Origin of the sequence: Streptosporangium saharense, assembly GCF_014203715.1 — a bacterium.
GTDB classification, from domain to species: domain Bacteria; phylum Actinomycetota; class Actinomycetes; order Streptosporangiales; family Streptosporangiaceae; genus Streptosporangium; species Streptosporangium saharense.
In genome coordinates this window covers 724,928-749,763 of the sequence record NZ_JACHJP010000002.1, presented here as the reverse complement: position 1 = coordinate 749,763, position 24,836 = coordinate 724,928, and the positions used below count along the sequence as shown (strand labels likewise).

Genomic DNA, 24,836 nt, shown 5'->3' with positions numbered 1-24,836 from the left:
GCTCACCGCCCTGTGAACCGAGGGGTGCCGAGAAGGGCGGTCAGGGCCTCGGGCGTCGGATGGTCGTGGACGGCGGACACCGGGAGGCGGACGCCGCACGCCTGTTCGACGCGCTGGACGATCCGGGTGGCCGTGAGCGAGTGGCCACCGAGGTCGAAGAAGTCGGACCGGGGGCCGACGTCGTCCACCATGAGGACCTCACGCCAGATCTCCACCATGTCGTTCAGGGAGATGGTCATCGTCCGCTCCTCCTCCGCTCCTGTGCCAGCCGACGCCGTACGCCGGGCCGGTCGATCTTGCCGTTGGGGGTCAACGGGATCTTCTGGCCGGGCACGACCAGGGTGGGGATGGCGCTGCCCGGCAGTTCCGCCGACATGAAGCGCCGCAGCTCCCCGGCGGTGGGGCACGGCCCGGACACGACGACGAGCGCGCCGAGCACCCGCGCGTCGCCGACGGTGGCGACGGCCGCCTGGCGGACGCGCGGATGGCGCAGCAGCGCGGCCTCGATCTCGGCGGCCTCGACCCGTACGCCGTGGACCTGGAGCTGGCCGTCGTCCATCCGCCCCCGGAACTCCAGCTCGCCGCGGGCGTTCTCGGCGGCCAGGTCGCCCGTCCGGTACCAGCGGCCAGGGAGGCCGGGCAGGGTGACGAAGCGGCGGGCGGTCTCCTCGGGGTCGCGGTGGTAACCGAGCGCGAGCACCTCGCCGCCGAGGTGGATCTCCCCGGTGCCGCCCGCGGGTGTGGGCCGCCCCCGGGGGTCCACCAGGACGACGCGGGCGCCGTCGATCGGCCGTCCGATGGGAGGCAGGCCCGAGTCCGGCACCCGTCCGACCGGATGCCAGGTGGCGCAGACGGTCGCCTCGGCAGGGCCGTAGTGGTTGACCAGATCCCAGCCCCGAGGCAGCCGCCGCAGGCGCAGCGCGTCACCGCCGGTGAGCATCGTCCGCCAGGGGATGTCGTCGTCGGCGTCCAGCTCGACGATCATCTCGGCGAGCGGGGTGGGGGCGAACAGGATGTCGATCGCCCGCTCGCGGCCGAACTCGACCAGCTCCACGGGCGAGACGCGTACCTCGTCGGGAGCCACCACGAGCGTGCCACCGGCGCACAGGCAGGGCCAGATCTCCCAGACGGCCGCGTCGAACCCCAGACCGGCGGTGTGTAGCTGGCGGGTGCGCGGGCTCGTCCGGTAGGTGCGACGGTGCCAGGAGACGAGGTTGGCCAGGCTGTCGTGGCCGACCAGGACCCCCTTGGGCGTCCCGGTGGTCCCCGAGGTGTGCACGATGTAGGCGGCCCGGGCACGGGCGGGCCTGAACTCCTTCCCGCCTCGATCGAGGTCGCGGGGCGTGAGACCGGAGCGCGTGGACACCAGGATCGTGCCCGGTCCCAGCCGGTCGAGGACGGCCCGCCGCCGACGCCGGGGATGCGCCAGATCCACGGGCGCGTACGGCCGGCCGGACAGCATGGCCGCCAGCGCGGCGACCACGAAGTCGCGCCCTCTCGGCAGGCACACGCAGACCGGCGCCCCCGGAGGCCCCGCCCGGTCCAGGACCGCGGCGCCGCTGACGGCGCGCCGTACCAGATCGCCGTATGTGAGAGCACCGCGGTCGTCCTCGACCGCGACGCGGCCGGGATGGGCGGCGGCGGTCCGCGACACCATGCCGGGCACGGGCACAGGCACAGGCACGTTCATGGGCACCTCACCTCTCGTCTCGGGTGGCCGGGGGCAGGACGTCCTGGATCTCCCGGGCGATCGCGGCGGCCCCCTCGTCGGTCAGCACGCTCCAGTGGTCCCCGGGGATCGGCCGCACCCGCACACCGGCCGGGTACAGGGACGAGAGCCACAGTTCGAGCCACCGGAGGCGGCGCGGCGAGGCACCGGCCCGCAGGACGACCGCCGGGCAGGGAACCGGCCGGGGGCGGTGGCGCAGGAGGGCGCGCAGGTTGCGGCGGTAGACCCCCGCGAGGTCGAACCCGTCGCCGGACGCCTCGACGAGCCCGGCGAGGTGCCGCCCGGCCCCGGTGGCGGATCGGTCGGGACGCCGGAGGGAGCGGCGCAGGTGACGCAGGTGGCTCAGCGCGTCGGCCAGATGGCGGGGATGGGCGCCCACGGGGAGGCCGGGCCCGGGCGGCGGATGCCCGTCCACGCAGACCAGGAGGGCGACCGGGTCGCCGTCCCCGGTCAGCTGCCTGGCCATCTCGTGGGCCACGACGGCGCCCATCGACCAGCCGAGCAGGACGACGGGCCGCCCGTCCGGCCGTACCCGCCGGAGCTGTCGTACGTGGTCGGCGGCCAGCGCCTCGACCGTGCCGGGGTGGTGGGTGCCGGGGACGAGCCCCGGGGTGTCGAAGGCGTGACACGTCCGGCCGGTCAGGGCCCCGGCCAGGGGCCGGTAGGCGAGTGAGCTGCCCGACGCGGGTGGAACCAGGAAGATCGGGTCGGACGAAAGCGTGGGCCCGTCGCCGGGGGACCGACCGGCGAGGTCGAGCAGGTGGCCGAAGGTGGGGCGTTCCACGAGGACGCCGACCGGGATCTCGACCCCCAGCCGCTCCCGCACGGCGGCGGCCAGCCGTACCAGACCCAGGGACTCACCGCCGAGCCGGAAGAAGTCGTCCTCGGGAGAGACCGCGTCCACGCCGAGCGCGTCCCGCCACAGGTCCTCCAAGGGCGTGCGGGAGGTCGTGTTCGGCCGGTGGACGGCGGTTTCGTCCGGCGTGACCGGGTCGAACGGCGGGGCGGGGAGCGAGCGGCGCCGCCAGGCCCCGGCGTCGTCCACGTCCTCCCAGTTCACGGGGGCGCCGTAGGCCCACAGGGCATCCAGTGCGTCGAGCACGCCGGTCCTGTCCGTACCGTGGCGGCCGGGCAGCGCGACGGCCGCGAGCTCCGCGTTCCACAACGGATGGCGCCGCAGGGAGGCCAGCGTGGCGGTCCCCACGCCCAGCTCGGCGAACAGCTCGGCGGGGCCGGACAGGAGGCTACTCACGCAGGCGCGCATCCGGACGGTGCCGCATAGCTGCTCCACCCAGTAACCGGGATCGGCCACGGTCTTGGCGTCCAGGGGCTCGCCGGTCAGGTTGGACAGCACGGGGAAGGCGAGGTCGCCCCGCACGGGGGTCCCGGCGACGGCCCTCGACAGCGCGTCGGCGGCCCCACGCATGGCCGGGGAGTGGAAGGCGTGGCCCGTACGCAGGGGCGTGTGCGCCACCCCGGCCGCGGTGAGTTCCGCGCGCAGGCGCTCGACGCGCTCGCGCGGGCCGCTCAGGATCGTCCGGCCGACGTCCTCGACCGCCACCGACAGGCCGCTGTGCCTGGGCGCCGCCTCCGCCACCCGGTCGAGCGGCAGGTCCACGGCCAGCATCCGGCCGGGCGGGCAGGCGCGCATCGCGGTCGCGCGTTCCGCCACGAGGACGAGGGCGTCCTCGAACGTCCACAGCCCGGCGGCGGCCACCGCGGTGTACTCGCCCAGGCTGGAGCCCAGTGCGGCGACCGGCCGCAGGCCCCAGTCCATGAGCTGGCGCGCGACGCCGTAGCCGAGCGTGAACAGGTTCACCTGCTGGGCGAGCGTGTCGTCACTGTCCCGGTCCAGGACGTCCGGGTCGAGCCCGAGCCGCTTCGCGAGCACGGTCCGGGCACGCGAGTCTGCCTCCCGTACGGCCGGCAGGCAGACGCGCAGCGCCTCCGCGGCGCCGCCGGTCCGCAGACCGCCCTGGCCGGGGAACAGCAGCGCGACCCGCCGGCCGTCCCGCGCACGCAGGGGAGTGGTCTCCCTGGCCAGCTCGCGGACGGCCTCCTCCGGCGTCTTCGCCACCACCGCTCGCCGCAGGGCCAGCTCGCGGCGTCCGAGGCTCAGCGTGTGGGCGGTGTCCAGCAGGGAGGGGGCGTCCGCGGCGCCGAGCCGGTCGGCGAGGTCGTCGCGGTAGGCGGACAGGGAACGCTCGCTGTGGGCCGACAGGCACAGGACCCGTGGCCCGGGACGGGGTGTACCGGCCGTTCTGGCCGGTGGCGAGGCGAGCACGAGGTGGACGTTGGTCCCGCCCATGCCGAGCGAGCTCACCCCGGCCAGCGCCGGGCCCGGCCACGGCCGCCGCTCCGTCGCGATGTGGAAGGGGCCGCCGTCCAGGCCGAGGTCGGGGTTTGGCCGTTCGAAGTGCGCGCTCGGGACGATCTCCTCGTGCCGGAGCATCAGCGCGGTCTTGATGAGGCTCGCGACCCCGCTGGCCGCGCCCGTGTGCCCGATGTTGCCCTTGACCGAGCCGAGACCGCAGAACCCCGCCCGCCCGGTACGCGCGCGGAACGCCTCGGTCAGGGCCGCCACCTCGACGGGGTCACCGAGCCGGGTGCCGGTGCCGTGGGCCTCGACGTAGGTCACCTCGGCCGGATCGACACCCGCCGCGTCGAGGGCGCGTAGCGTCACGTCCCGTTGCCCCCGCACGGACGGGGCGGTGAAGCCCACCTTGCGGGCGCCGTCGTTGTTGACCGCCGACCCGCGGACGACCGCGACGATCTCGTGCCGCTCGCGCAGGGCGTCCTCAAGCCGCCGCAGCACCACGACACCCACCCCGTCGGCGGGTACGGTGCCGCAGGCTCCGGCGTCGAAGGGCCGGCAGTAGCCGTCGGGGGAGAGCACGTCGCCCTCGACGTGCCGGTACCCGCCCTCGGGGTGGACGCCGATGCGCACACCCCCGGCCAGTGCCACATCGCACTCACCGTCACGCAGACTCCGGCACGCGAGGTGTACGGCCAGCAGCGAGGTCGAGCACGCCGACTGCACCGTGATCGCGGGCCCGCACAGGCCGAGCTTGTAGGCGACCCGGGTGGCCAACATGTCCTTGTCCCAGGCGGTCTCCGGAGCGCCCTCCCGGACCAGGGGAGGGTCGCAGCCGCCGAAGACGCCGATGGCGCCGTCGAAGCGGGCCGGGTCGAGGGCGGCGTCGTCGAGCGCGAGCGCGGCCGTCTCCAGGAAGACCCGCTGCTGCGGATCCACGAGCCCGGCCTCCGCCCGGCTGTAGCCGAAGGCACGCCAGTCGAAGAGACCGGCCCCCGGCATGACGCCGTACGCCGCGACGAACCCCTCGCGGTTGGTGTGGCGGCGCTCGATCATGTCGGCTCCGGCGCGCAGGTTGTGCCAGAACTCCCGTACGTCCGACGCGCCGGGGAAGCGGCACGCCATGCCCACGACGGCGATCAGGTCAGGCATGTCCGTCTCCTTCCGCGGCCAGGCGGGCGGCGAGGGAACGCACGGTCGGGCAGGCGAAGAACACCGTCACGGGCACCTCGGTGCCCAACTCGTCCTCCAGCCGCACCTGGACGCGGGTGAGCAGGCCGGAGTCACCGCCGACCTCGAAGAAGTTGTCGTCCACGCCGATCCTCGGCTCGCGCAACACCTCCCGCCACACGCCCAGCACGTACTCCTCCAGCTTCTCCGGAGGGGCCTCGGGCGCCGGAGACGCGTTCCGGCCGTGGGCGAGGTCGTCCAGGGCCTCGGCGACGAGCCGCGCGAGGCGGGCGACGTCACCTTCGTCCAGCAGCCCGCCCCGGCAGGTGATCGTCCCCGCCGTCGCGCTGACCGTGATCATGACGGGGTGGGCGGCGTGCGGCCGGACCTCCGGGAAACGCATCCTCGTCAACGGGCACCCGCCAAGCTCGGCCGGGCCGTCGGTGTCGTTGGTGTCGTCGGCCTCGTCGGCTTCGAAGGTGAGCAGGACCTCGCAGAACGGCGCCGCGTCCAGCCGCTGGGCCGGACGCAGCCGGGCCACGACCCTCTCGTAGGGCACGTGCTGGTCGTCGACGGCCTCGGCGAGCTGGTCTCGCAGTACGGTGACCAGGTCGTCAGGCGTGTCGGCGGGCCCGGTCCGGGAACGCAGGACCAGCAGGTTGACGCACGGCCCGACGGCCTGGGCGAGCGCGGGATCGGCCCGGTTCTCGGCGGGCACACCGAAGGTGACGTCGTCGCGCCCGGTCCAGCGGTGCAGGGCGGCGGCCACGGCCCCGGCCACCACGGCGAACGGCGTGGCCCGCAACCGCCGTCCCACGGCGCGCAGGTCCTCACCCCGCACCGGGGGCAGCGGGACGGTGACGGGCTCCTCACAGGGGTGTGCGGACGGCCGGAGGATCGTGCTCGGCGCGCCGGTGAGACGCCGTTCGGCACGGGCGAGGGCGGCCTCGTCGTCCCCGGCGAGTTCGGCCGCCACCACGTCGCGGAACTGCGGTCCCTCCCACGGCGACGGCGTGACGTCCGCCAGCGCTGCCGTGTAGCAGCGGCCGAGGTCGCGCATGAGGATACGCACCGAGCCCCCGTCAGTGACCAGGTGGTGCTGGCGCAGCACCAGCACGTCGTCCCCGGCGGCCGGGCGCAGGACGGCCAGGTGCAGCAGCCGTCCCGTGGCCGGGTCCAGAGGGGGAGCCCCGGCCACCCACCGCGCGACGTCGCCCTCGGACACCTCCCGCGCCCGGACGTCCCATACGTCCACGTCCGGCCGCCAGGGCTCGCCGACGACCTGGCGCGGCCCGTGCTCGCCGGAGCGGAAACGGGTGCGCAGGATCTCGTGCCGTCCGGTCAGCTCGGCCGCGGCCCGGCGCAGCGCGCCCTCGTCCAGCCGCCCGGCCACGCGCCAGGCGACGGTCTCGTGGTAGGAACCGGGCAGCAGACGGTCGGCCAGGTGGATCTGCCGCTGGGTGGCCGAGACCGGCGCCTCGTCCGCGCCCACCTCACGCAGGCCGGTGGCGGTCTCGGCGAGCGCCTGGACGTCGAGCTTGCCGTTGACGGTCAGGGGCAGGCCGGGCACGGCGGCGTAGACGTGCGGGATCATGTACGGCGGCAGCCGTACGGCCAGGTGGGTGTTCAGCTCGTCAGGCGTCGGCGGCGCGCCGGAGAGCACCAGGTAGGCCGCGATCCTGCCCTCGGAGCCGCCCTCCAGCAGCACGGCCGCGTCGCCGACCCCGGGGTGCTCACGGAGCCGGGCGGCGATCTCGCCGGGTTCGATCCGGTAGCCGTGCCACTGGAACTGGTCGTCCACGCGGCGCAGGTAGAGCAGGCCGCCGTCGGCACCGAGACGGGCCAGGTCACCGGTCCGCAGGAGCACGTCCTCGCCGAACGCTCCCCGCACGAACCGTTCCCGGTCGAGCTCGGGCCGACGCAGGTAGCCCGTGGCGACGCCCGCTCCGCCGAGCCACATCTCGCCGGTCGCGCCCTCCGGGACCAGCCGCCGTCCCGTACGGGGGTCCACCAGATGCACGCTGGTGTCCGGAAGGGGACGGCCGATCGGGCTGACGTCCCGTTCGCAGTCCTCGGCGGTCACCTCGTGGACCGTGGCGTGGACGGTGGCCTCGGTGATCCCGTACAGGTTGACCAGCCGGACGTCCCGATGGCGTCGGCGCCAGTCACGCAGCCGGGGCGGGTCCAGCCGCTCGCCGCCGAACAGCACGTATCTCAGGTCCGGCAGCGGCACCGGGTCGGCGTCTTCCACGGCGACGAGCCGGGCGAAGGCCGACGGCGTCTGGGTGAGGACCGTGACGCGCTCACGCAGGAGCGTCTCGCGCAGGGCCCAGGGGTTCTGGACGTCCCGCTCCGGCACGACGACCAGCCGCCCACCGGTGGCCAGGCAGCAGAAGATCTCCCAGACGGACATGTCGAAGGCGCAGGAGTGGGTCTGCGTCCACACGTCGTGCCGCGAGAAGGCGAAGGGGAAACGGGGGCCCGAGATCCTGGCCACCACGTTGGCGTGGGAGATGAGGACGCCCTTCGGCTGCCCGGTCGTGCCCGAGGTGTACAGGCAGTAGGCGGGCGACGACGCCGGGACCTCAGGAAGCGGGCCGTCGGGTGTGACGGCGGACGGGATCTCCTCGATCAGGAGCCTGCTGCGGCTGTCCCGGAGGATGAACGAGGCCCGCGAGCCGGGATGGCGGGGATCGATCGGGACGTACCAGGCACCCGCCAGGAGCGTGCCGAGGATGGTCTCCACGGTGCCGGGGGCGGGCGGCAACCTGAGCGCGACAGGGTCTCCCGGCCGCACCCCCATCCTGGCCAGGCCGTGGGCGACCCGGACGGCCGAGCGCCACAGCTCCCCGTACGTGACATGCTCGCCGTCCCCGACGACCGCCACCGCGTCCGGATGCGCCTCCACCCGCGCCCGGACGAGATCGTGGACGGTCGCGCCGGGCGCCGCCTGTTTCGCCGGGGGCGGGGGTGCCACGAGGTCGAGGTCACCCAGCCACCGGTCCGGCGCCGCCACCACCGTGTCCAGCAGCGCGCCCAGGTAACCGGTCAGCTGTTCGACCCGTTCCACGACCGGACGCGGGCCGGACACGCCCAGCCATGCCCGCAGTCGGCCGTCCTCCAGGGCCGTGCGCAGGTGGACCGTGCTTGGTTCCTCCAGACTTACTGTGAGAGCGTCAGGCGGCGGCGAGAGGGTGGGGCACTCCGACACCTTCCGGCACAACCGGGAGAACGGGACGTCCACCCCGGCCCGCACCTCGACCGTCTGGGCCGGGCCGTCGCCGGGGCGGTTCAGGACGAGCCGCACGCCGTCGTGCGCGCCGTACAGGGACAGCAGGGCGGCGAAACCCGCCACGAGGAGGACCGTCGGCTCCTGGTCCGTGTCCGATGGAACGGGGACGGGTCGTTCCATGGTCGTCTCACCCGGTTCCGGAGCGGCGTCGCCGCCCACCTCGGCCAGAAACGCCTCGATCCCTTCCTGCGGTCGTCGTGTCACTGGATGCTCCCGTCCGACTGTTCAGGTGCTCGCCCGCTCGCGGGCCGGGCGCCGCCCCTACCCGGGCCTCCGCGGGGGTACACGGTGACCGCCGCGCACGTCAGAGCCCTGTCATGGCACGATCAGCCCCCCGTCAGACCGGGTTGGCAGGAAAGGACTCACCAACGAGGGGAGCACCATGTACACCGACTTCGAGCCCACCCCCCTGGCGGGCGAGGCCGTACGGCGGCTGCGCCGGATGCGGGACGACAGGCCCGTGCGCAACAGGTTCCTCGAACGCATGGACGCCGGGACGCTCACGATGGACCACGTCAGGCGGCTCGTGGGCGTGACCCACAAGTGCCATCCCGCCGAGATCACGGCGTTCGCCACGCTGATCGTCCGCGACCCGCACCCGCTCGCTGTCGAGTTCTTCGACAACATGCTCGGCCTGATCCACCGCGCCCGGCCCAAGCTGCGCGGGGTGATGGCCGCCCTGGACCTCGACGAGGAACGCCTGCACCGCTGGCCGGCCGACCCCGCCGCCTACCAGGTGGCCGGGACGTGGGGCTGGCTCGGCCTCCTCGGCACCCAGGCCGACGCCGCGCTCGCCCTGTACTGGGACATGGTCCGCTACTTCCCCGACAGCGACGAGATGCTCGCCCGCCTGCCCAAGACTGGCCTGGACGTCCCCGAGGAGTTCGTCGTCTACTACGGCGGCGGACAGTCCGACGAACTCGAACGGCAGGCACTGGCGGTGGCCGAGTACGGCCTGCGACGCGGCGAGAGCGCCGATGACGCCGTGTTCGCCGCCCGTTTGATGGAGGAGAGCATCGGCCAGTACTGGACCGCGGCGGCCGCAGAGCCGTTGCCCTGACCGGGTCATCCGTGTGGGCGTCGGCCGTCTTCCGCGTCAGAGCGCAGGTGGACGGGCGGGATCGAACGGATCCCATCGGGAGTCCTGTAGCGCTTCGGCTCCCCGAGCGTGGATGAACCTTCTCTCCGAGGCGTGGATCGGATAGGCGCCGACGATCTCCACCGAGTCCTCAGGATTCGTGCTGAGATCGATGCGTTCGGCGAGTCCGAGTTCGGTTGGTGGTGTGGCCAAGAACAGGCTGCTCAGTCGCGAGCCGGTCACGTACGGCTTCATGTAGCCGATCACCATGCCCGGGTCGAACGGGCACATGCCGCGGAGGGCGGCCACCGTGACGGCGGGGACCTTCGCCCATTCCGGGTCACTCGAACGCATCGTTATACAGAGCTCGCGGGCGGGTGGTCCCGGATCTTCCCACTGCCACAGTGACAGTCCGTAAGTGAGCCCGGAGATGAGGCCGGGCTCTGGAGTGTCCAGGTAGACGAGGGCGAGAACACGACCGTCACGGGGCTCGCGGGGTGGAACCTCGTGGATGTCGGGTTCCGCGCCGAGGATTGAATTGAGGTGTTCCATGAAGCGTGCGAGCCGATCAGGGGCATCGCTTGCTTTCTGCCGGGTCAGCGGGGTCGCTCTTCCACGAGAGAGGTGTAGCCCAAGGCTGCAGGCGTTTCCATGTCTACACTCTGAAAGGCGAATCGGCGATCTGTATCGCCTCGTCAAGCGAGCTCACTTCGACGTCCGATCCTGTGACCAGCGTGAGCCCTGCAATGAGATTCTCTGTGCATCTTGGTGAGATCATTATTTCACCGATTTCCCTCTCAAACACGGCCGGATCACGTATGGAGGGCAGGATATTCATTGACAACTGTCGGCCTCCTGCCGCAGTTCGTCGATCGACGCGGTGAGTACGTCCCGATGCCCGGTGAGTGCGTCGAGTCGCAGTGCGTTCTCCAGGAAGAAGATCGACCGTTCCCTGAGAGCCGGGTTCGAGAGGCCGCACATCAGGATGAGGTCGATGCAGGCGGTACGGGAGTCGATGTTGCTTCCGGTTTCGAGGATTTCGACATAGGCGGGAAACCCCAGGCAGATCTCAGCCATGCACAGTTCCCCGGACACTGGCCCGAAGACTTCCGGATCGTTCTCGTCCACGGTTCCGGCGGAGATGTCCGAGAGCAGTCCGAGGATGAGATCCTCGGACTGCTCCGAACGGTGCCACAGGCAGTGGACGAGCCCGGACGCCAACGCCACTGACGCTTCACAGAGCAGTCCTTGGGCGAAGACGACCCGCTGGACGCGACCGGCGGCGGTCTCAGCCGCCTCCCGGCTCCCAGCCTCCGCCAGTTCGCGGAGAGCGGTTTCGAGAAGCCTCGCCTCGCCATGGGCGCCTTGAAGCGACGCCCAGGTGTGCCGTCCCAGCTCGAATTCCACAGCTGACTCTCATCTAGTCATCGAAGAGCCGTAGTAAGTCCGTGTCGAACACAGTATCCGGTTCCTGGAAACCGCCACGGCCGAACTGACCCTCGCAGGCAACACAGATTGGGATCTGCTTACCGGTACGAGGACGGATCGCGGTTGTGAACATGATTTTCGAGGGGTCGCCACCCAGTTGATTTACGACGCATACCTCGGCGCACACCCCCTTGACGGACGCTCCGGCAGCGTACTGTCCTGTCTCGACGTTGTATCCCGCCGTCACTGTTGCTGGGCGCTTGCTGTTCGACAGTTTTGCCATCTCGCTCGCGTACTCGTCTCGAAGGCCTTGTGCCTTCGACATGAGTTCGTCGTGCGACAGGCCCGAACCATCCTTCGGGCCGGTTCCACAGTTGTGAACAAGGACCGGAGCTGCTCCGGCCACCACGTAATACGTGTGGACGTCGGCGACCGTGAGGTTGTGGACGCGTTCGTGAGCGGTCCACTTCTTGAGGGCGGTTATCTGGATGTGGGTGCCGGCGCTGGTGCGTAGCCACATGCCTGGCTGGAGGGCGTCGGCCTTGAGCCACCGGCGTTCGCTCTCGACCCAGAAGGGATGGCCGTCTGTCGTCACGATCTGGCCGGTGGTCGAGCCCTGGTCGCCGAGGGTGATGCGGACCAGGTGTTTTTCGCCCTCGCCGGTGATCAGGCCCACGACGGGTTTGGCCGTGGTCTCGCCGGACTCGGGGTCGGTGGCGACGACCTGTTCGCCGAGGTCGATCTTCTCGACGGGTTTGGCGGTGCCGTCCGCCATGAGGACGAGGCTGCCGACGGCGAAGCTGTTGCAGCTCGCCTTCGCGGCCGGGGGCTGGGGCCGGGTTTTGGCCTTGGCCTTGGCGGCTATGGCCTTGGCTCTTTCGGCTGCTTCCGCGGCGACCTTCTTGGCGTAGGCCTCGGACGCCGCCTTGGCCGCCGCGGCTTTCTCCGCCGCCGCCCTGGCCGCCTTCGCGGCGGCTGCCTTGGCCGCCTCGGCGGCGCGTTCGGCTCCGCGCAGGATGGCCTTGGCCCACTTGAGTTCCTCGAAGAAGGCGAAGACGGCCTTGCCCGCGCGCCAGATCGCCTCGGCGATCTTCTTGGCCTTGAAGATCTTGCCCCAGGGCAGCGACCCGATCACGGCCATCACGCAGGCGCCGATGTCGCCCTTGAGGCAGTTGAGGACGTCGTTGATCCCCAGGATCTCCATGAGGATCTGGCCACCGGCCTCAAGGATGACGTCCAGCACGCTCTTGTTCTGTAGCTGCTGGGCCTTGGCGACGTCCTCGGGGCTGGGGCCGGGGTCGGCCTCCTGGCCGGGGGCGGTTCCGCTGCCGCCGCCGTCCGCCGCCGCCTTCACCTCGCCGGTGGGGTCGGTGTAGACGAGGGGGTTGTTGGCGGCGTAGGTGTAGGCGGAGGTGGCGCTCGCCCCGGTGGGCATGGGATCGACGCCGGTGAAGCGGCCCGTGCCGGGGTTGTAGTTGCGGGCCCGCAGGTAGTAGTTGCCGTCGCCGGTGGTCTGGTCCTGGTAGGCGCCGGTGAACCTCAGCGGGTTGTTGGGGGCCGCGGAGAAAGCACCGGATCCGCTACGTCCGGCGGCTCCCGCGCCGCCGCCGGTTCCGGAGTTCGCGGTGGTCAGGGTGGGGCCGGTGCGGGGGTTGCCGAAGGGGTCGTAGTCGTAGCCCGCCTCCACCTGGCCGGTCGCGGAGACCATGTTGGCGACGCCGCCGAGCCAGTCGTGCGTGTAGGAGTGCGCGCTGCCCTGGGCGAGCAGGGCCAGCGGCTCGTCGTCGGGGCCGTGGGTGAAACCCTGCTTCTCGACGACCGCGCCCCCGGCGTTGGTCGTGGTGTCCAGGGCGATCTGCGGCAGGGTGCCGTTGACGTCCCAGCTCCAGCGCTGCACCGCCGCGACGGTGCCGCCCGCCCTCGCGCTGGTGGCCGAGAGGCGCAGCCCGGTGGCGTCGTAGGTGAAGGTGGTGACGTTGCCGCCGACGGTGGCCTTGGCCAGGCTGCTGTCCAGGTTGTACTCGAACCGGTCGGAGCCCGCGCGGACCTGGTTGCCGTTGACGTCGTAGGCGAAGTCGCGGGCGACGCTTGAGCCGGGTTTGGCGACGGTCTCGCGGGTCAGCTGGTCGGCGGCGTCGTAGGAGTAGGTGGTGGTGTCGTTGCCGGCCGTACCGGTGCGCTTCTGGCTGAGGCGGTTGCCCACCAGGTCGTAGGTGTAGTCGATCCGCCCGGCCATCTGTGAACCGGTCGCGCAGCTCGTCGCCGAGTAGCAGGCGGAGGTGACCCGGTCGACCGTGTCGTAGGAGTAGGCCACCGACTCGCTCGCCGTACCGCGTGTGGTGAGGACCCTGGTCGGGTTGCCGACCTGGTCGAGGGTGAGGTCGAACGCCGAGACCGGGGCGTCGTCGCCACCTGCGGTGGCTATACGGGTCAGCCGTCCCGCGTCGTCGTAGGCGCGCCTCTCGGTCAGCCCGGTGCCGCCGGGCAGGGTGGTGCTCGTACGGCGGCCCGCCACGTCGTAGCCGAAGCGCCACTCGGCGCCGCCCTCGCCGACGATGCCGCCGGTCACCCGCTGTTCGGTCTGCCTGCCGTCGCCGTCGTAGGCGGCGCTCACCTTCGTCCCGTCGGGGTAGGTGCGCGAGACGATGTTGCCGCGCTCGTCGTAGCCGTAGGAGAACGTCTCGTCCGCCTGGCCCGCGGTCCTGCGGGTGACTCCGAGGATCTGGTCCTCGGAGTCGTAGGAGACGTCCCGCACCCCGGTCGGGTCGCCGTAGGAGGTGGTGCGGTCCTTGGCGTCGTAGCCGAAGGTGTAGGCGGGCCCCTGCGAGCCGAGCGCGGTCCTGGTGCGGCGGCCCAGGATGTCGTAGGTGTTGACGATCGTCCGCTTCAGCCGCTCCTCGGGGCTGACCCATTCGGGACCGTTGATGGTGATCGCGGTCAGCGGGTTGCTCTCGGCGTCGTAGGTGACCTCGACCCGGCGCGCCAGCGGGTCGGCCTTGGTGATCAGGCGTCCGGCGTCGTCGTAGGCCATCCGCGTGTAGTGGCCGAGCGGGTCGCGCACCGACTCGACCAGGCCGTCGGTGCTGTAGGTGTAGACGGTCGAGCGGGCGGTCGGGTCGTTGGGGTTGTAGGGCGTCTCCGGCGTGTGCACCGTGGCCGGAAGGTCGTCCTCCCGGTAGGTCCGGTGGGTGGTGCGTCCCTTGGCGTCGGTGACCGAGACGACCCTGTTGTTCGCGTCGTAGGCCGCGACCGTGGTGTTGCCGAGCGGGTCGATGGACTTGACCTGGTTGCCCGCCTGGTCGTACTCGTAGCGGGTGGTGAAACGGGCCGGGTCGGCACCCTCGACGTTGCCGCGCGGTTCGGTCACGCCGGTCAGCAGGCCGTCGTCGTCGTACTTCCAGGTGGTGACGCCGCCCTCGGCGTTGGTCTCCCTGATCCGGTTTCCCGCCGCGTCGTACTCGGTGCGGGTCGTCTTGCCCGCCGGGTCCCTGATCTCGGTCTGCCGCCCGCTGCGGTCGTAGTCCATGCGGGTGGTACGGCCAAGCGCGTCGGTGGTTGCGGTGATGTTGCCGTTGTTGTCCCGTCCGAACGCCGACTCCTCGCCCAGTTCGTCGGTCTTGTTCGTGGTGCGGTCCAGCGCGTCGACCTTGATGTCCCGGTCGGTGAACCCGCCCCCGGGGTAGGGGTGCCGCACCCTGATCGGGTTGTCGTCGGCGTCGTAGAAGTAGGTGGTCGTGAAGTCGGCGGGGTTGGCTCCCGGCTCGTTGCCGCGTGGCGAGGTGACCGTCTTGAGCAGGCCCTTGCCGTCGTAGCCGTAGGTCGTCGTGATCGGGGTCCGGGTGCGCAGGTGCGCCTGGGACGACGCCCGCCGTCCCGCGTCGGTGTAGGTGTAGGTCGTGGTGCGCCGCGAGTCGTCGACCGTCTTGAGCAGTCCGTTGGCGAAGTACTCGTAGTCGGTCGTGGCCTCGGTCGGCGTCTGCCGCCGCACCAGTCGGCCTGTCTCGTCGAACCCGCTGCGCCAGGCCCCGTTCTTGCCCGGCTCCAGCGTGCTGGTCACCCGGTCCTGCGCGTCGTAGGCGTAGCGGGTGGTGTGGGCCGCCCGGTTTCCGCCCTGTACGGTGCCACGCGGGTCGATCGAGGCGACCCTGCGTCCGGTGGCGTCGTAGACGACCTCGCTGCGCCGTCCCGTGGGCGAGACCACCGCCTTGGGCAGGCCCGCGTTCTGGTCGCCCTGCGGGAGATACTCGAAGCGCGTCACCTTGCCCCGCTGGTCGGTCGTCGAGGTCCGCAGGCCGCGTGAGTCGTAGGTGTGCGTGATGTCGTGACCCTCGGGATCGACGCTGCGCACCAGCTCGTCGAACTCGTTGTAGGTGTCCTTCCACACCTGGCCGTTGGCGTCGGTGTGCTCGGTCGGGTTGTTGCGCTCATCGAACTTCGTCTTCTCGGAGAAGCCGAGCGGTTTGGGAGCGGTGGCGGAGATCCGGTTGCCGTTGGCGTCGAAGGTCGCCTCGTGCTGGTGCTGGTTGCCGTTGACCACCAGGTCGCGGTTGAGGTCCCGGTCGTAGCGGTGGTTGTCGGAGTCACCGGTGCCGCGCTGGGAGTAGACCAGCGTGTTGCCCCGGTAGCCGTCCCAGATCACCACCCCGTCGGGGTCGGTGGTCGTGGCCTCCTGCCTGGCGGCGTCCCAGGCGAAGGTGGTCTGCTTGCCCAGGCCGTCGCGCTGGGCGGTCACCCGTCCGTCGTCGCCGTAGTCGTTGGAGATGATCGCCACGTTGTGCGGGTCGACCACCTGCGACAGCAGGGTGTTGGCGTGGTAGCGGTACCTCCAGGTGAACCCGCGGGCGTCGAGCACCGACGTGAGCAGCCCCGAGGTGTAGAAGTAGTTCACGTTGCGGCCGTCGGGCAGCTTGATCTCCCTGATCAGGCCGCCCTCGATCCGCACCTGCGCCGTCCGCCCCGAGGCGTCGGTGATGTTGACTCCCAGGCCCTCGTAGGCGAGCCGTACCCCGACGCCGCGCGCGTTGCGGATCGAGACGAGACGGCCCTGGCCGTCGAAGCCGTAGCGCACCTGGCGGGGCGTGGTCAGCTCCCAGCCGTCCGCTGTCTTACGCAGGGTCGAGCGCACGCCGGGCGGACGCCTGTACTTGCCGTCCCCGGCCGGGGTGTAGCGGGCCTGGGCGCCGTCCTCGGCGCGCACCACGGCCACGCCGTCCTCGCCCGCGCTCACCCGCATGTCGTAGGACCAGGCCCAACCGGGGCCGAGCGGGCTGGCGCCCCGGTTCATCGAGGAGTAGGTGCGCGCCGAGACGAACCGCGGGCCGTACGAGGCCATCGCCAGGTCGCGCTCGGTCCGCACGAAGGCGCCGGTGCCGGTGTTGACGCCCAGCGCCCTGGAGGCCTGGCCCGCCGCGGTCAGCGCCAGCGCGTTGCCGCACCCGCAGCCGGAGGCCTGCTCGTTCGGGACCGGCGGCGGGTCGATGGTCTCGCGCGGGACCGACCGGTCAGAGGGCGGGGAGACGACCTCGCGGCCGTCGCCGTAGACCGCCGCGACGGTGACGAAGTACTCCCTGCCGGTCTCCAGCGTCCAGCCGTCGGCGGAACCGAAGGAACGGCAGAGGTCGCCCGCGCCGCCGCAGTAGGAACGTTGCAAGTCGGGACGCTCCACCAGGGTGGAGGTCTGCTCGGTCTGCGACTCGGCGTCGTAGAGCCGCACCCGCGCGGCCGTCCATGAGGGATCGGCCTGGCCGACGTTGAAGTAGGTCACCAGCGAGGTGTCGCCCAGCACGTAACCGGGCCGCAGCGACAGGCCACTGAACCCGTCGTCAACGGCTTTCCTCGCGGCCTTTCCGGTGAGGGACGTCCAGTTCTCCGCGCTCACCTTCGTCGGCTTGCCTGCGGCTTTCACACCCAGCGGCACGACCGGGGGCCGTTCACCGGCCTTGAGCGCCCTGTCGGGGCGGATGCCCCTGGGCAAGGGGCGTTCGACGGGGCCGGGACCGGGTCTGGCCTGCGGAACCGGCGGTGGCGCGGCGGCCGCGGGATCCGCGTCCGGCACCGTGAGAAACGACGCGAAGAGCGTCGAGACGATGAATGGAATCAGAATTCGGGCACGACGGGACCGACTGATGGCGAGCATTACTAGAAACCTCCCCCGTGGAGGGACCGGCAGCGGAAGAACCAGCTATCCAGGTACGCCCACGAGGGAACCATTCGGCATTGTGCGCTGCAACTCTTTTGTTTCGCCGATGACGTTTCGTTATAGAGCCCGAATCGACCGCGCCGAATCGGTCCTTAACCCGTTGAATGCGCGGTCACCTTTCCTGGCCTGGAACGACGGAATTCCAGTGATCTTCCATAATCAATTGGAAAGATCGGCTGACCGCTTTCCCGTTCACGCTCCGCGTTTTCCACGTGACGCGCCTTCTCCCGTCGTGTACGGCTGCCGCACACCCTTCCCCGGTACCCGCGGCGGGTTCCGGGGAAGGCGTCCTCAGTGGGAATCGCGGTCCCGTGGGGAAACGGCGGTGGCGAGCAGGTGGGTGAAGGTGTCGCTGAAGGCGTTCAGCAGGGCGGGGGTGTGGGCGTCCCGCCCACGGAGGGCGGTGAAGGCCAGGCTCCACTGGTCGACGGCGGCGCGGCGGACGGCCTCCGTCTCGGCGGGGGCGGCACCCGTCAGGAGGGTCCGCGACAGGCGCAGACGGCGACGGACCTCCGCCTCGCGGGCGGCGTCCCCCCGGGCGAGCAGCCGTACGGCACGGGCCAGCGCCATCGGCCACAGCGGGGTCGGCATCGTCGCCACCAGCGTCTCGGCGGCCCGCCGCGCCGCGGTCTCCCTGACCGGGGGCGGGGCGGCGGGCCGCTTCCGTACGGGCATCGAGGGCAGGGGAGCGGGCGGCACGGGAGGGACGGGGACCGGGAGGCAGGGACGCCTGGTCTGGCGGTTGACGGTGACGAGCACCGCCGTGGCGAGGGCCACCGCGAGCATGAGGGCGAGAAGCTGCCAGTGGGCGCGCAGCAGAGCCAGCGTGACGACGAGCCCACCCGGTGGGTGGGGGGTCCGGGTCAGCAGGTGGGGGGTGGCGGTCAGCGGCATCCTGGCCGAGACCAGCACGACGGGGGCGGGGGGTGAGATGGTCATGGCTCAGCGCGTCCCGTTCCGGTCGGCGAGCGTGGCGCGCGACCGGTAGACGACGTAGGGACGCACCAGGTAGCCCAGCGGGACACCGAAGGCGTGCACCAGCCTGCTGAACGGCCACAGCGCGAACAGGACGATGCCGAGCAGGGTGTGCGCCTGGAACAGCAGCGGGGCACCCGCCATGGCGGGCACGTCGGGTTCGAGCTCGAACAGGCTCCTGAACCACACCGAGACCCCGAGCCGGTAGTCGTAGGAGCCCGCCCTCGACCCGAGCAGGGTGGCCGCGACCCCGGCGAGCAGGACGGTGGCCAGCACCGGGTAGACCAGACGGTCGCCACGGACGCCCGCCTGCCTGATCGCCCTGACCCGCAGCCTGCGCCACAGCAGGAGGGCGAGCCCGAGGACGGCGGCGACCCCGGCGAGCCCGCCGACGACCAGCGCGTTGGCGCGGTAGAGGGACTCGGTGATGTGCATGTCCTCGGTCAGCCGCTCGGGCACGAGCAGCCCGACGACGTGGCCCGCGATGACGAACAGCAGGCCGTAGTGGAAGAGCGGCCCCGCGACGCGCAGCAGGCGGCTCTCGTGCAACTGGCTCGATCGGGTGGTCATCCCGAAGCGGTCGTAGCGGTAGCGCCAGACGCTGCCCGCGACGAACAGGACGAGGACGAGGTAGGGCAGCACGCCCCACAACGCGATCTGCAGATGTCTCACCGGCGGGCTCCCTGGCTGGAGTGCTGAGTGACCGTTGGATAGGGGGTGAGGTCGAGGCCGACGCTCTCCGAGGGCGGCCCCGCCTGCGCGATCTCGCCCGCCGTCCGCCGCTCCCGCGCCGTCGCCGGGGGCAGGGTCGCTCGTACGGCGTCGAGCACGTCGGCGTAGGGGCTGCGGTGCTTGTGCAGCGCGGCGGCCAGCAGGTCGAGCGCCGCCCGGTGCTCGCGCAGCAGCGGCACGCCCGGCTCCGGGCAGCGGGCGGCGAACTCCAGCATCAGCGGCAGGAAGTCGGGCAGCTCCGCCTCGTCCGGCCACCAGCCGCCCTCGCGGTAGAGCGCCTTGATCCTGGCGAGGGAGGCGCCCCGCCGCCTGGTGTCGCCGTCGGTGTAGTAGGTCAGGTGCAGGGTACGGCGGTCGCTGCGGTCGAAGGTCGTGACGTACCGGCTCGCGAGGTCGAACGGGTCCTGCTCCGCCGCGTGGTCGCAGAAGCGCAGCAGGAGACGGGCGGCTGGGGACCGGTCCGCCGGCAGGGCCCGCCGTACCAGGTCGAGGTGGCCGGGCCAGGCGGGGCCCGGGTAGGTGAGCAGCAGCGAGGCGGCCTGGTGGAGCAGGACGGCGTTCACCCGGCCTCTCCTCGTCTGGGTGGGAACAGGCCGTCGGGCCGTCCCCTGCCGTCCCAGCCGAACAGGTTGAACCGTCCGCGCCGCCGGTCGTCGCCACCCGCAGGGAGGGGGGACGCGTGGAACGCCTCGGCGGCCGCGCCCATAGACGTGCCCAGGCCCGCGAAGACCTCCTCAGACATGCCGGGGCCGCCGGGAACGTCCAGGCTGCACCCGCCCGTCGCGTCGGCGTGCCCGGCACCCGAGGCGTAGGCAGTGGGGATCACGTACCGCTCGTCGTACTTGGCCAGCGCGAGCAGGCGGTACATCTCCTCGATGTCCGTGGGCCGCATCCCGACGTCCGCCGCGATGGCCGGGTCCGGCTCCTCGCCGAGGTTGAGCGCCCGCATGTGCGAGCGCATCGCCGCGAGCCTGCACAGCGCCCTCTCGACCGGGACGGTGTCACCCGCAGTGAACAGCCCCGCGAGGTACTCCAGCGGGATGCGCAGGGCGTCGATCGCGCCGAAGAGGTTGTCCGCGTCCTCCCCGTCGTGGCCCGTCCCGGCCAGCGCGTCGACCACGGGGGACAGCGGCGGCACGTACCAGACCATCGGCATGGTCCGGTACTCCGGGTGCAACGGCAGGGCGACCCGGTAGCGGGTGATGAGCGCGTTGACCGGGGAGCTCCTGGCTGCCGAGATCCAGTCGTGCGGGATGCCGGCCGCCTCGGCCGCGGCGACCACCTCCGGATCGTCGGGCGACAGGAAGCAGTCGAGCTGGGCCGGGTAGAGGTCCTCCTCCCTGGCCGTCGCCGCGGCCTCGCCGACCCGGTCGGCGTCGTAGAGCATCACCCCGAGGTAGCGCAGCCTGCCGACGCACGTCTCCGAGCAGACGGTCGGCTCCCCGGCCTCGATCCTCGGGTAGCACAGCGTGCACTTCTCCGCCTTGCCGCTGTGGTGGTTGAAGTACACCTTCTTGTACGGGCAGCCGCTGACGCACATCCGCCAGCCCCGGCACCTGTCCTGGTCCACCAGGACGATGCCGTCCTCAAGCCGCTTGTACATCGCGCCGGAGGGGCAGACGGCCACGCAGGAGGGGTTGAGGCAGTGCTCGCAGATGCGCGGCAGGTAGAACATGAAGGAGCGCTCGTACTCCAGGCGCACCTCCTGGCTCACCCTGCGCAGCACCGGGTCGCCCGCCAGGTGCTCGGGGCCGCCGCCCAGGTCGTCGTCCCAGTTGGGCCCCCAGGTGATGGAGGCCGGGGAGCCGTCGATGAGCGAGCGGGGCGCGGCCGTCGGCACGTCGTCGCCGAGCGGGGCGTTGGTGAGGTTCTCGTAGTCGTAGGTCCACGGCTGGTAGTAGTCGTCGAGCATCGGCAGCTCGGGGTTGGCGAACAGCCTGGCCAGGCGTCTGACCCGGCCGCCGGAGCGCGGCACCAGCCTGCCGCCGCGCAGCCGCCAGCCGCCCTTCCACCTGTCCTGGTCCTCGTAGCCTCTGGGGTAGCCCTGCCCGGGGCGGGTCTCGACGTTGTTGAACCAGACGTACTCGGTGCCGGAGCGGTTGGTCCACGTCTGCTTGCAGGTGACGGAGCAGGTGTGGCAGCCGATGCACTTGTCCAGGTTCATCACCATGGCGATCTGGGCCATCACGCGCATCAGTACTGCACCTCCTGGGAGCGGCGGCGGATGACGGTCACCGCGTCACGCTGGTTGCCGGTCGGCCCGTAGTAGTTGGGCGCGAAGGAGAGCTGGCCGTACCCGCCGATGAGGTGGGTCGGCTTGATCAGCAGCTTGGTGAGGGCGTTGTGCACGCCGCCCCGGCGCCCGGTGGCCTGCGACTTCGGCACGTTCACCAGGCGTTCCTGCACGTGGTACATGAAGACCGTGCCGCGCGGCATCCGGTGGGAGACCACGGCGCGGGCGACGACGACGCCGTTGGCGTTGACCGCCTCGATCCAGTCGTTGTCCGCGATCCCGGCCGCCTCGGCGTCCTCGACGCTGACCCAGATCACGGGGCCGCCCCTGGCCAGGGTCTGCATCAGCAGGTTCTCCTGGTACTCGGAGTGGATGGACCACTTGGAGTGCGGGGTGACGTACCGGACGGTCACCGACCGGTCTCCCTCGTGGGCCCCGCCGTACTCGCCGAGGGCCGCGACGTCCAGCGGTGGCCGGTAGACCGGGAGCTGCTCGCCGAGCTCGGCCATCCAGTCGTGGTCGAGGTAGAAGTGCTGGCGCCCGGTGAGGGTGTGCCACGGCTTGGCGTGCTCGACGTTGACGGTGAACGGCGCGTAGCGGCGGTCGGGGGCCTCCTTGCCCGACCACTCGAAGCTCGTCCCGACCTGCACGGGACGGTCCTGGGTGTCGGAGAAGACGACCCTGCGCTCGGCGACGGAGGCGGCCAGCTCGTCAAGGCCGGAGCCGGGGCCGCAGCGTTCGTCGAGCCGGGCGAAGCCCTCCGCGGCGACGCGTCCGTTCGTGGTGCCTGACAGGGCGAGGATCGCCTCGCACAGCTTGACGTCGGTGTCCAGCAGCGGCCTGCCCGCCGTTGGCCCCTCCCCGGCCTGTCCGCAGCGCGCGGTCAGCCAGCGCGCCTCGGGAGCCGTGCCGACGGTGACGCCCTTGACCGTCATGCCCACCCGTTCCGGCAGCGGTCCGAGGGAGGCGAGCTTGGCGGCGACGGCTGTGTAGTCGCGTTCGACCAGGGACAGTGACGGCAGGTTGTGGCCGGGCCGTACCGGATGGGCGCCGTCACGCCAGTCGGGGACGCCGCCGCCGGGCTGGGCCGTCTCGCCGGGGGTGTCGTGCTGCAACGCGGTGGCGACCAGGTCGTGGGCCACGCCGAGCCGCCCTTCGGCCAGTTCGGAGAACCTGCGCGCCAGGCCGTGGAAGATCTCGAAGTCGGTGCGGGCCTGCCAGGGCGGGTTGATGGCCGGGGAGAAGGCGTGCACGTAGGGATGCATGTCGGTGCTGGACAGGTCGTGCTTCTCGTACCAGGTGGCGGCGGGCAGCACCAGGTCCGCGAAGAGCGTGGTCGAGGTCATCCTGAAGTCCAGCGCGAGCAGCAGGTCGAGCTTGCCGCGCGGCGCCTCCTGCCGCCAGCGCACCTCGCGTGGCCTGTCCCCGGGAGGCGCCTCCTCGGCGGTGGCGTTGTCCGGCGCGCCGAGCAGGTGCCGCAGGAAGTACTCGTTGCCCTTGGCGGAGGAGCCGATGAGGTTGGCCCGCCACACCGTCAGCACCCTTGGCCAGTTCTCCGGCGCGTCCGGGTCCTCGCAGGCGAAGCCGACCCTGCCCGCCTCGATCTCCTCGGCCGCCCACAGCGCCGGGTCCTTCCCGCTGGCCAGCGCCCTGGCCCCGAGCTCCAGGGGGTTGGCGGCGAAGGTCGGGTAGGAGGGCATCCAGCCGAGCCTGGCCGACTGCGCGACGAGGTCGGCGGTGTGCCGTCCCGCGAACAGCCGCCGCCCCGTCGCGCTGGACAGCGCGTCCGCGGAGAAGCGCTCGTAACGCCACTGCCCGGTGTGCAGATACCAGTACGGCGTGCCCGCCATCTGCCGTGACGGACGCGTCCAGTCGGCGGCCGTGGACAACTGCTGCCATCCGGCCAGCGGCCGTACCTTCTCCTGGCCCACGTAGTGCGCCCACCCGCCGCCGTTGACGCCCTGGCAGCCGGTCAGCAGCAGCAGCGACAGGAACGAGCGGTAGATCGTGTCGGAGTGGAACCAGTGGTTGGTGCCCGCGCCCATCACGATCATCGCCCGGCCCCGGGTCTTCTCCGCGGTCGTGGCGAACTCCCTGGCGATCCGCGTCACCCGCTCGGCGGGCACCGAGGTGATGCGCTCCTGCCAGGCGGGGGTGCAGGGGGCCGAGGCGTCGTCGTAGCCCTCCGGCCACTGTCCGGGCAGCCCCGGGCGGCGCACGCCGTACTGGGCGAGGAGCAGGTCGAAGACGGTGGTCACCGGGCGGCCGCCGATCCACCGCACCGGCACCCCGCGCCGCACCACGCTCTCCCCTCCTGAGGCGTCGTCGAAGCGGGGCAGCAGGACCTCGGCGGTCTCGCCTTCTTGGTGGAGGCTGAGCAGCGGCTCGACCGCGCCCAGGTCCAGGTTCCAGCGGCCCGTGCCCTCCTCGGTCCAGCGCTCGCCCAGGGTGCCGTTCGGCGCGACGGGCTCGCCGGTGACCGCGTCGACCAGCACCGGCCGCCACCGGTCGGTCTCGTTGGACGCCCCTTCGGGTGCCAGGTCGGCGGCGGTGACGAACTTGCCCGGCACGTGCCCGCCCGCCTCGTGCTCGTCCAGGGCGACCAGAAACGGCAGATCAGTAAATTTCCGGACATAGTCGGTGAAGTACGGCACAGCGCGGCTGACGAAGAACTCGGTCAGGATCACGTGTCCCATCGCCATGGCGACCGCGCCGTCCGTGCCCGGGTGCGGGTGCAGCCACTCGTCGGCGAACTTCGTCGCGTCCGAGTAGTCGGGGGAGACCACGACGACCTTCTGACCCCGGTAGCGGGCCTCGGCCATCCAGTGCGCGTCCGGGGTGCGGGTGACCGGGACGTTCGACCCCCACAGCATCAGGTAGGCCGCGTCCCACCAGTCGGCCGACTCGGGCACGTCGGTCTGGTCGCCGAAGACCTGGGGCGAGGCGATCGGCAGGTCGGCGTACCAGTCGTAGAAGGACAGCATGGGGGCGCCGATCAGCGACATGAACCGCGCGCCGACCGCGTGCGAGGCCATCGACATGGCGGGGATGGGGGAGAAGCCCGCGACCCGGTCGGGACCGTACTCCGCGATGGTGTGGACGTGCGCGGCGGCGGCGATCTCCAGTGCCTCGTCCCAGCCGATCCGCACCAGCCCGCCCTGGCCGCGCGCCGACTGGTAGCGCCGCCGTTTCTCCGGGTCGGAGGTGATCTCCGCCCAGGCCGCGACCGGGTCGCCGAGCCTGGCCCTGGCCTCCCGGTACATCCGCACCAGGACGCCACGGGCGTGCGGGTAGCGGACCCTGGTCGGCGAGTAGGTGTACCACGAGAAGGAGGCGCCGCGCGGGCATCCCCTCGGCTCGTACTCCGGCCGGTCGGGGCCGACGGAGGGGTAGTCGGTCTGCTGGGTCTCCCAGGTGATCAGGCCGTCCTTCACGTACACCTTCCAGGAGCACGATCCGGTGCAGTTCACCCCGTGGGTCGAGCGCACCACCCTGTCGTGCGCCCAGCGCTCCCGGTAGGGGGCGTCGTTGACGGCCTGGTCGCCGCGGAAGACAGCCCGCAGGTCGGGGGTCGTCTCCGAGCGGTGCAGCAGCCTGCCCGCCTGGAGGAGCATCTCCGTGGCGGTCGCCGCCGCCCGGTCTGTTCTGTCACGCGCTGTCCGAGGAACCATGGGACCCCCTCGGCG

13 protein-coding genes are annotated in these 24,836 nt (G+C 71.7%); 1 reads left to right on the top strand and 12 read right to left on the bottom strand.

Annotation, left to right across the window (positions count from 1 at the left end; genetic code table 11):
* Window positions 1-2 precede the first annotated feature (2 nt).
* From FHS44_RS12285 to FHS44_RS12270, 4 genes are read right to left on the bottom strand one after another with little or no spacing between them, the layout of a single operon-like run.
* Window positions 3-239: a phosphopantetheine-binding protein gene (locus tag FHS44_RS12285; protein ID WP_184714090.1), complete on the bottom strand. Its 237-nt coding sequence runs from the start codon at window positions 237-239 to the stop codon at window positions 3-5.
* Entirely contained in the window at window positions 236-1,690 is a 1,455-nt protein-coding gene (locus tag FHS44_RS12280) for an amino acid adenylation domain-containing protein (RefSeq protein WP_184714089.1), read from the bottom strand. Before FHS44_RS12280 ends, FHS44_RS12285 begins: the two co-directional genes overlap by 4 nt.
* A 7-nt stretch (window positions 1,691-1,697) precedes the next feature.
* Complete coding sequence (locus FHS44_RS12275; protein WP_184714088.1) at window positions 1,698-5,195, bottom strand: type I polyketide synthase; 3,498 nt, start codon at window positions 5,193-5,195, stop codon at window positions 1,698-1,700.
* Window positions 5,188-8,709: a non-ribosomal peptide synthetase gene (locus FHS44_RS12270; protein WP_184714087.1), complete on the bottom strand. Its 3,522-nt coding sequence runs from the start codon at window positions 8,707-8,709 to the stop codon at window positions 5,188-5,190. The genes FHS44_RS12275 and FHS44_RS12270 overlap by 8 nt, the downstream gene beginning before the upstream one ends.
* Window positions 8,710-8,887: 178 nt before the next feature.
* Here FHS44_RS12270 and FHS44_RS12265 point away from each other — a divergent pair, with 178 nt between their 5' ends.
* Window positions 8,888-9,565, top strand: a complete 678-nt coding sequence (locus FHS44_RS12265; RefSeq protein ID WP_184714086.1) for a hypothetical protein — start codon at window positions 8,888-8,890, stop codon at window positions 9,563-9,565.
* Between the two features lie 36 nt (window positions 9,566-9,601).
* Here the strand turns inward: FHS44_RS12265 and FHS44_RS12260 are convergent, their stop codons facing one another.
* The 8 genes from FHS44_RS12260 to FHS44_RS12225 form a co-directional block, all read right to left on the bottom strand.
* Complete coding sequence (locus FHS44_RS12260; protein WP_184714085.1) at window positions 9,602-10,135, bottom strand: suppressor of fused domain protein; 534 nt, start codon at window positions 10,133-10,135, stop codon at window positions 9,602-9,604.
* Window positions 10,136-10,417: 282 nt separating this feature from the next.
* Window positions 10,418-10,990 carry a hypothetical protein gene (locus FHS44_RS12255; protein WP_184714084.1) on the bottom strand — a complete coding sequence of 191 codons (573 nt, stop codon included), beginning with the start codon at window positions 10,988-10,990 and terminating at the stop codon, window positions 10,418-10,420.
* A 13-nt stretch (window positions 10,991-11,003) separates the two neighbouring features.
* Complete coding sequence (locus tag FHS44_RS41715) at window positions 11,004-17,066, bottom strand: polymorphic toxin-type HINT domain-containing protein (RefSeq protein ID WP_184714083.1); 6,063 nt, start codon at window positions 17,064-17,066, stop codon at window positions 11,004-11,006.
* Window positions 17,067-17,501: 435 nt separating this feature from the next.
* Window positions 17,502-18,149 carry a hypothetical protein gene (locus FHS44_RS12245; protein ID WP_184714082.1) on the bottom strand — a complete coding sequence of 216 codons (648 nt, stop codon included), beginning with the start codon at window positions 18,147-18,149 and terminating at the stop codon, window positions 17,502-17,504.
* A gap of 3 nt (window positions 18,150-18,152) precedes the next feature.
* A complete protein-coding gene (gene narI, locus FHS44_RS12240) occupies window positions 18,153-18,857 on the bottom strand; it encodes a respiratory nitrate reductase subunit gamma (protein WP_184714081.1) in 705 nt (234 codons plus the stop codon).
* On the bottom strand, window positions 18,854-19,480 hold the full coding sequence (gene narJ, locus FHS44_RS12235; protein ID WP_184714080.1) for a nitrate reductase molybdenum cofactor assembly chaperone: 627 nt from the start codon (window positions 19,478-19,480) through the stop codon (window positions 18,854-18,856). The genes narI and narJ overlap by 4 nt, the downstream gene beginning before the upstream one ends.
* A complete protein-coding gene (gene narH, locus FHS44_RS12230) occupies window positions 19,477-21,111 on the bottom strand; it encodes a nitrate reductase subunit beta (protein ID WP_184714079.1) in 1,635 nt (544 codons plus the stop codon). Before narH ends, narJ begins: the two co-directional genes overlap by 4 nt.
* Window positions 21,111-24,821 (bottom strand): nitrate reductase subunit alpha, encoded by a 3,711-nt coding sequence (locus tag FHS44_RS12225; RefSeq protein WP_184714078.1) that lies wholly within the window; start codon window positions 24,819-24,821, stop codon window positions 21,111-21,113. Before FHS44_RS12225 ends, narH begins: the two co-directional genes overlap by 1 nt.
* Between the last annotated feature and the right edge of the window lie 15 nt (window positions 24,822-24,836).

Bases quoted from the DNA above. Each gene is read 5' to 3' on its own strand.
- FHS44_RS12285 (WP_184714090.1), bottom strand. From the start codon at position 239: ATGACCATCTCCCTGAACGACATGGTGGAGATCTGGCGTGAGGTCCTC.
- FHS44_RS12280 (WP_184714089.1), bottom strand. From the start codon at position 1,690: ATGAACGTGCCTGTGCCTGTGCCCGTGCCCGGCATGGTGTCGCGGACC.
- FHS44_RS12275 (WP_184714088.1), bottom strand. From the start codon at position 5,195: ATGCCTGACCTGATCGCCGTCGTGGGCATGGCGTGCCGCTTCCCCGGC.
- FHS44_RS12265 (WP_184714086.1), top strand. From the start codon at position 8,888: ATGTACACCGACTTCGAGCCCACCCCCCTGGCGGGCGAGGCCGTACGG.
- FHS44_RS12260 (WP_184714085.1), bottom strand. From the start codon at position 10,135: ATGGAACACCTCAATTCAATCCTCGGCGCGGAACCCGACATCCACGAG.
- FHS44_RS12245 (WP_184714082.1), bottom strand. From the start codon at position 18,149: ATGACCATCTCACCCCCCGCCCCCGTCGTGCTGGTCTCGGCCAGGATG.
- narH (WP_184714079.1), bottom strand. From the start codon at position 21,111: ATGCGCGTGATGGCCCAGATCGCCATGGTGATGAACCTGGACAAGTGC.
- FHS44_RS12225 (WP_184714078.1), bottom strand. From the start codon at position 24,821: ATGGTTCCTCGGACAGCGCGTGACAGAACAGACCGGGCGGCGGCGACC.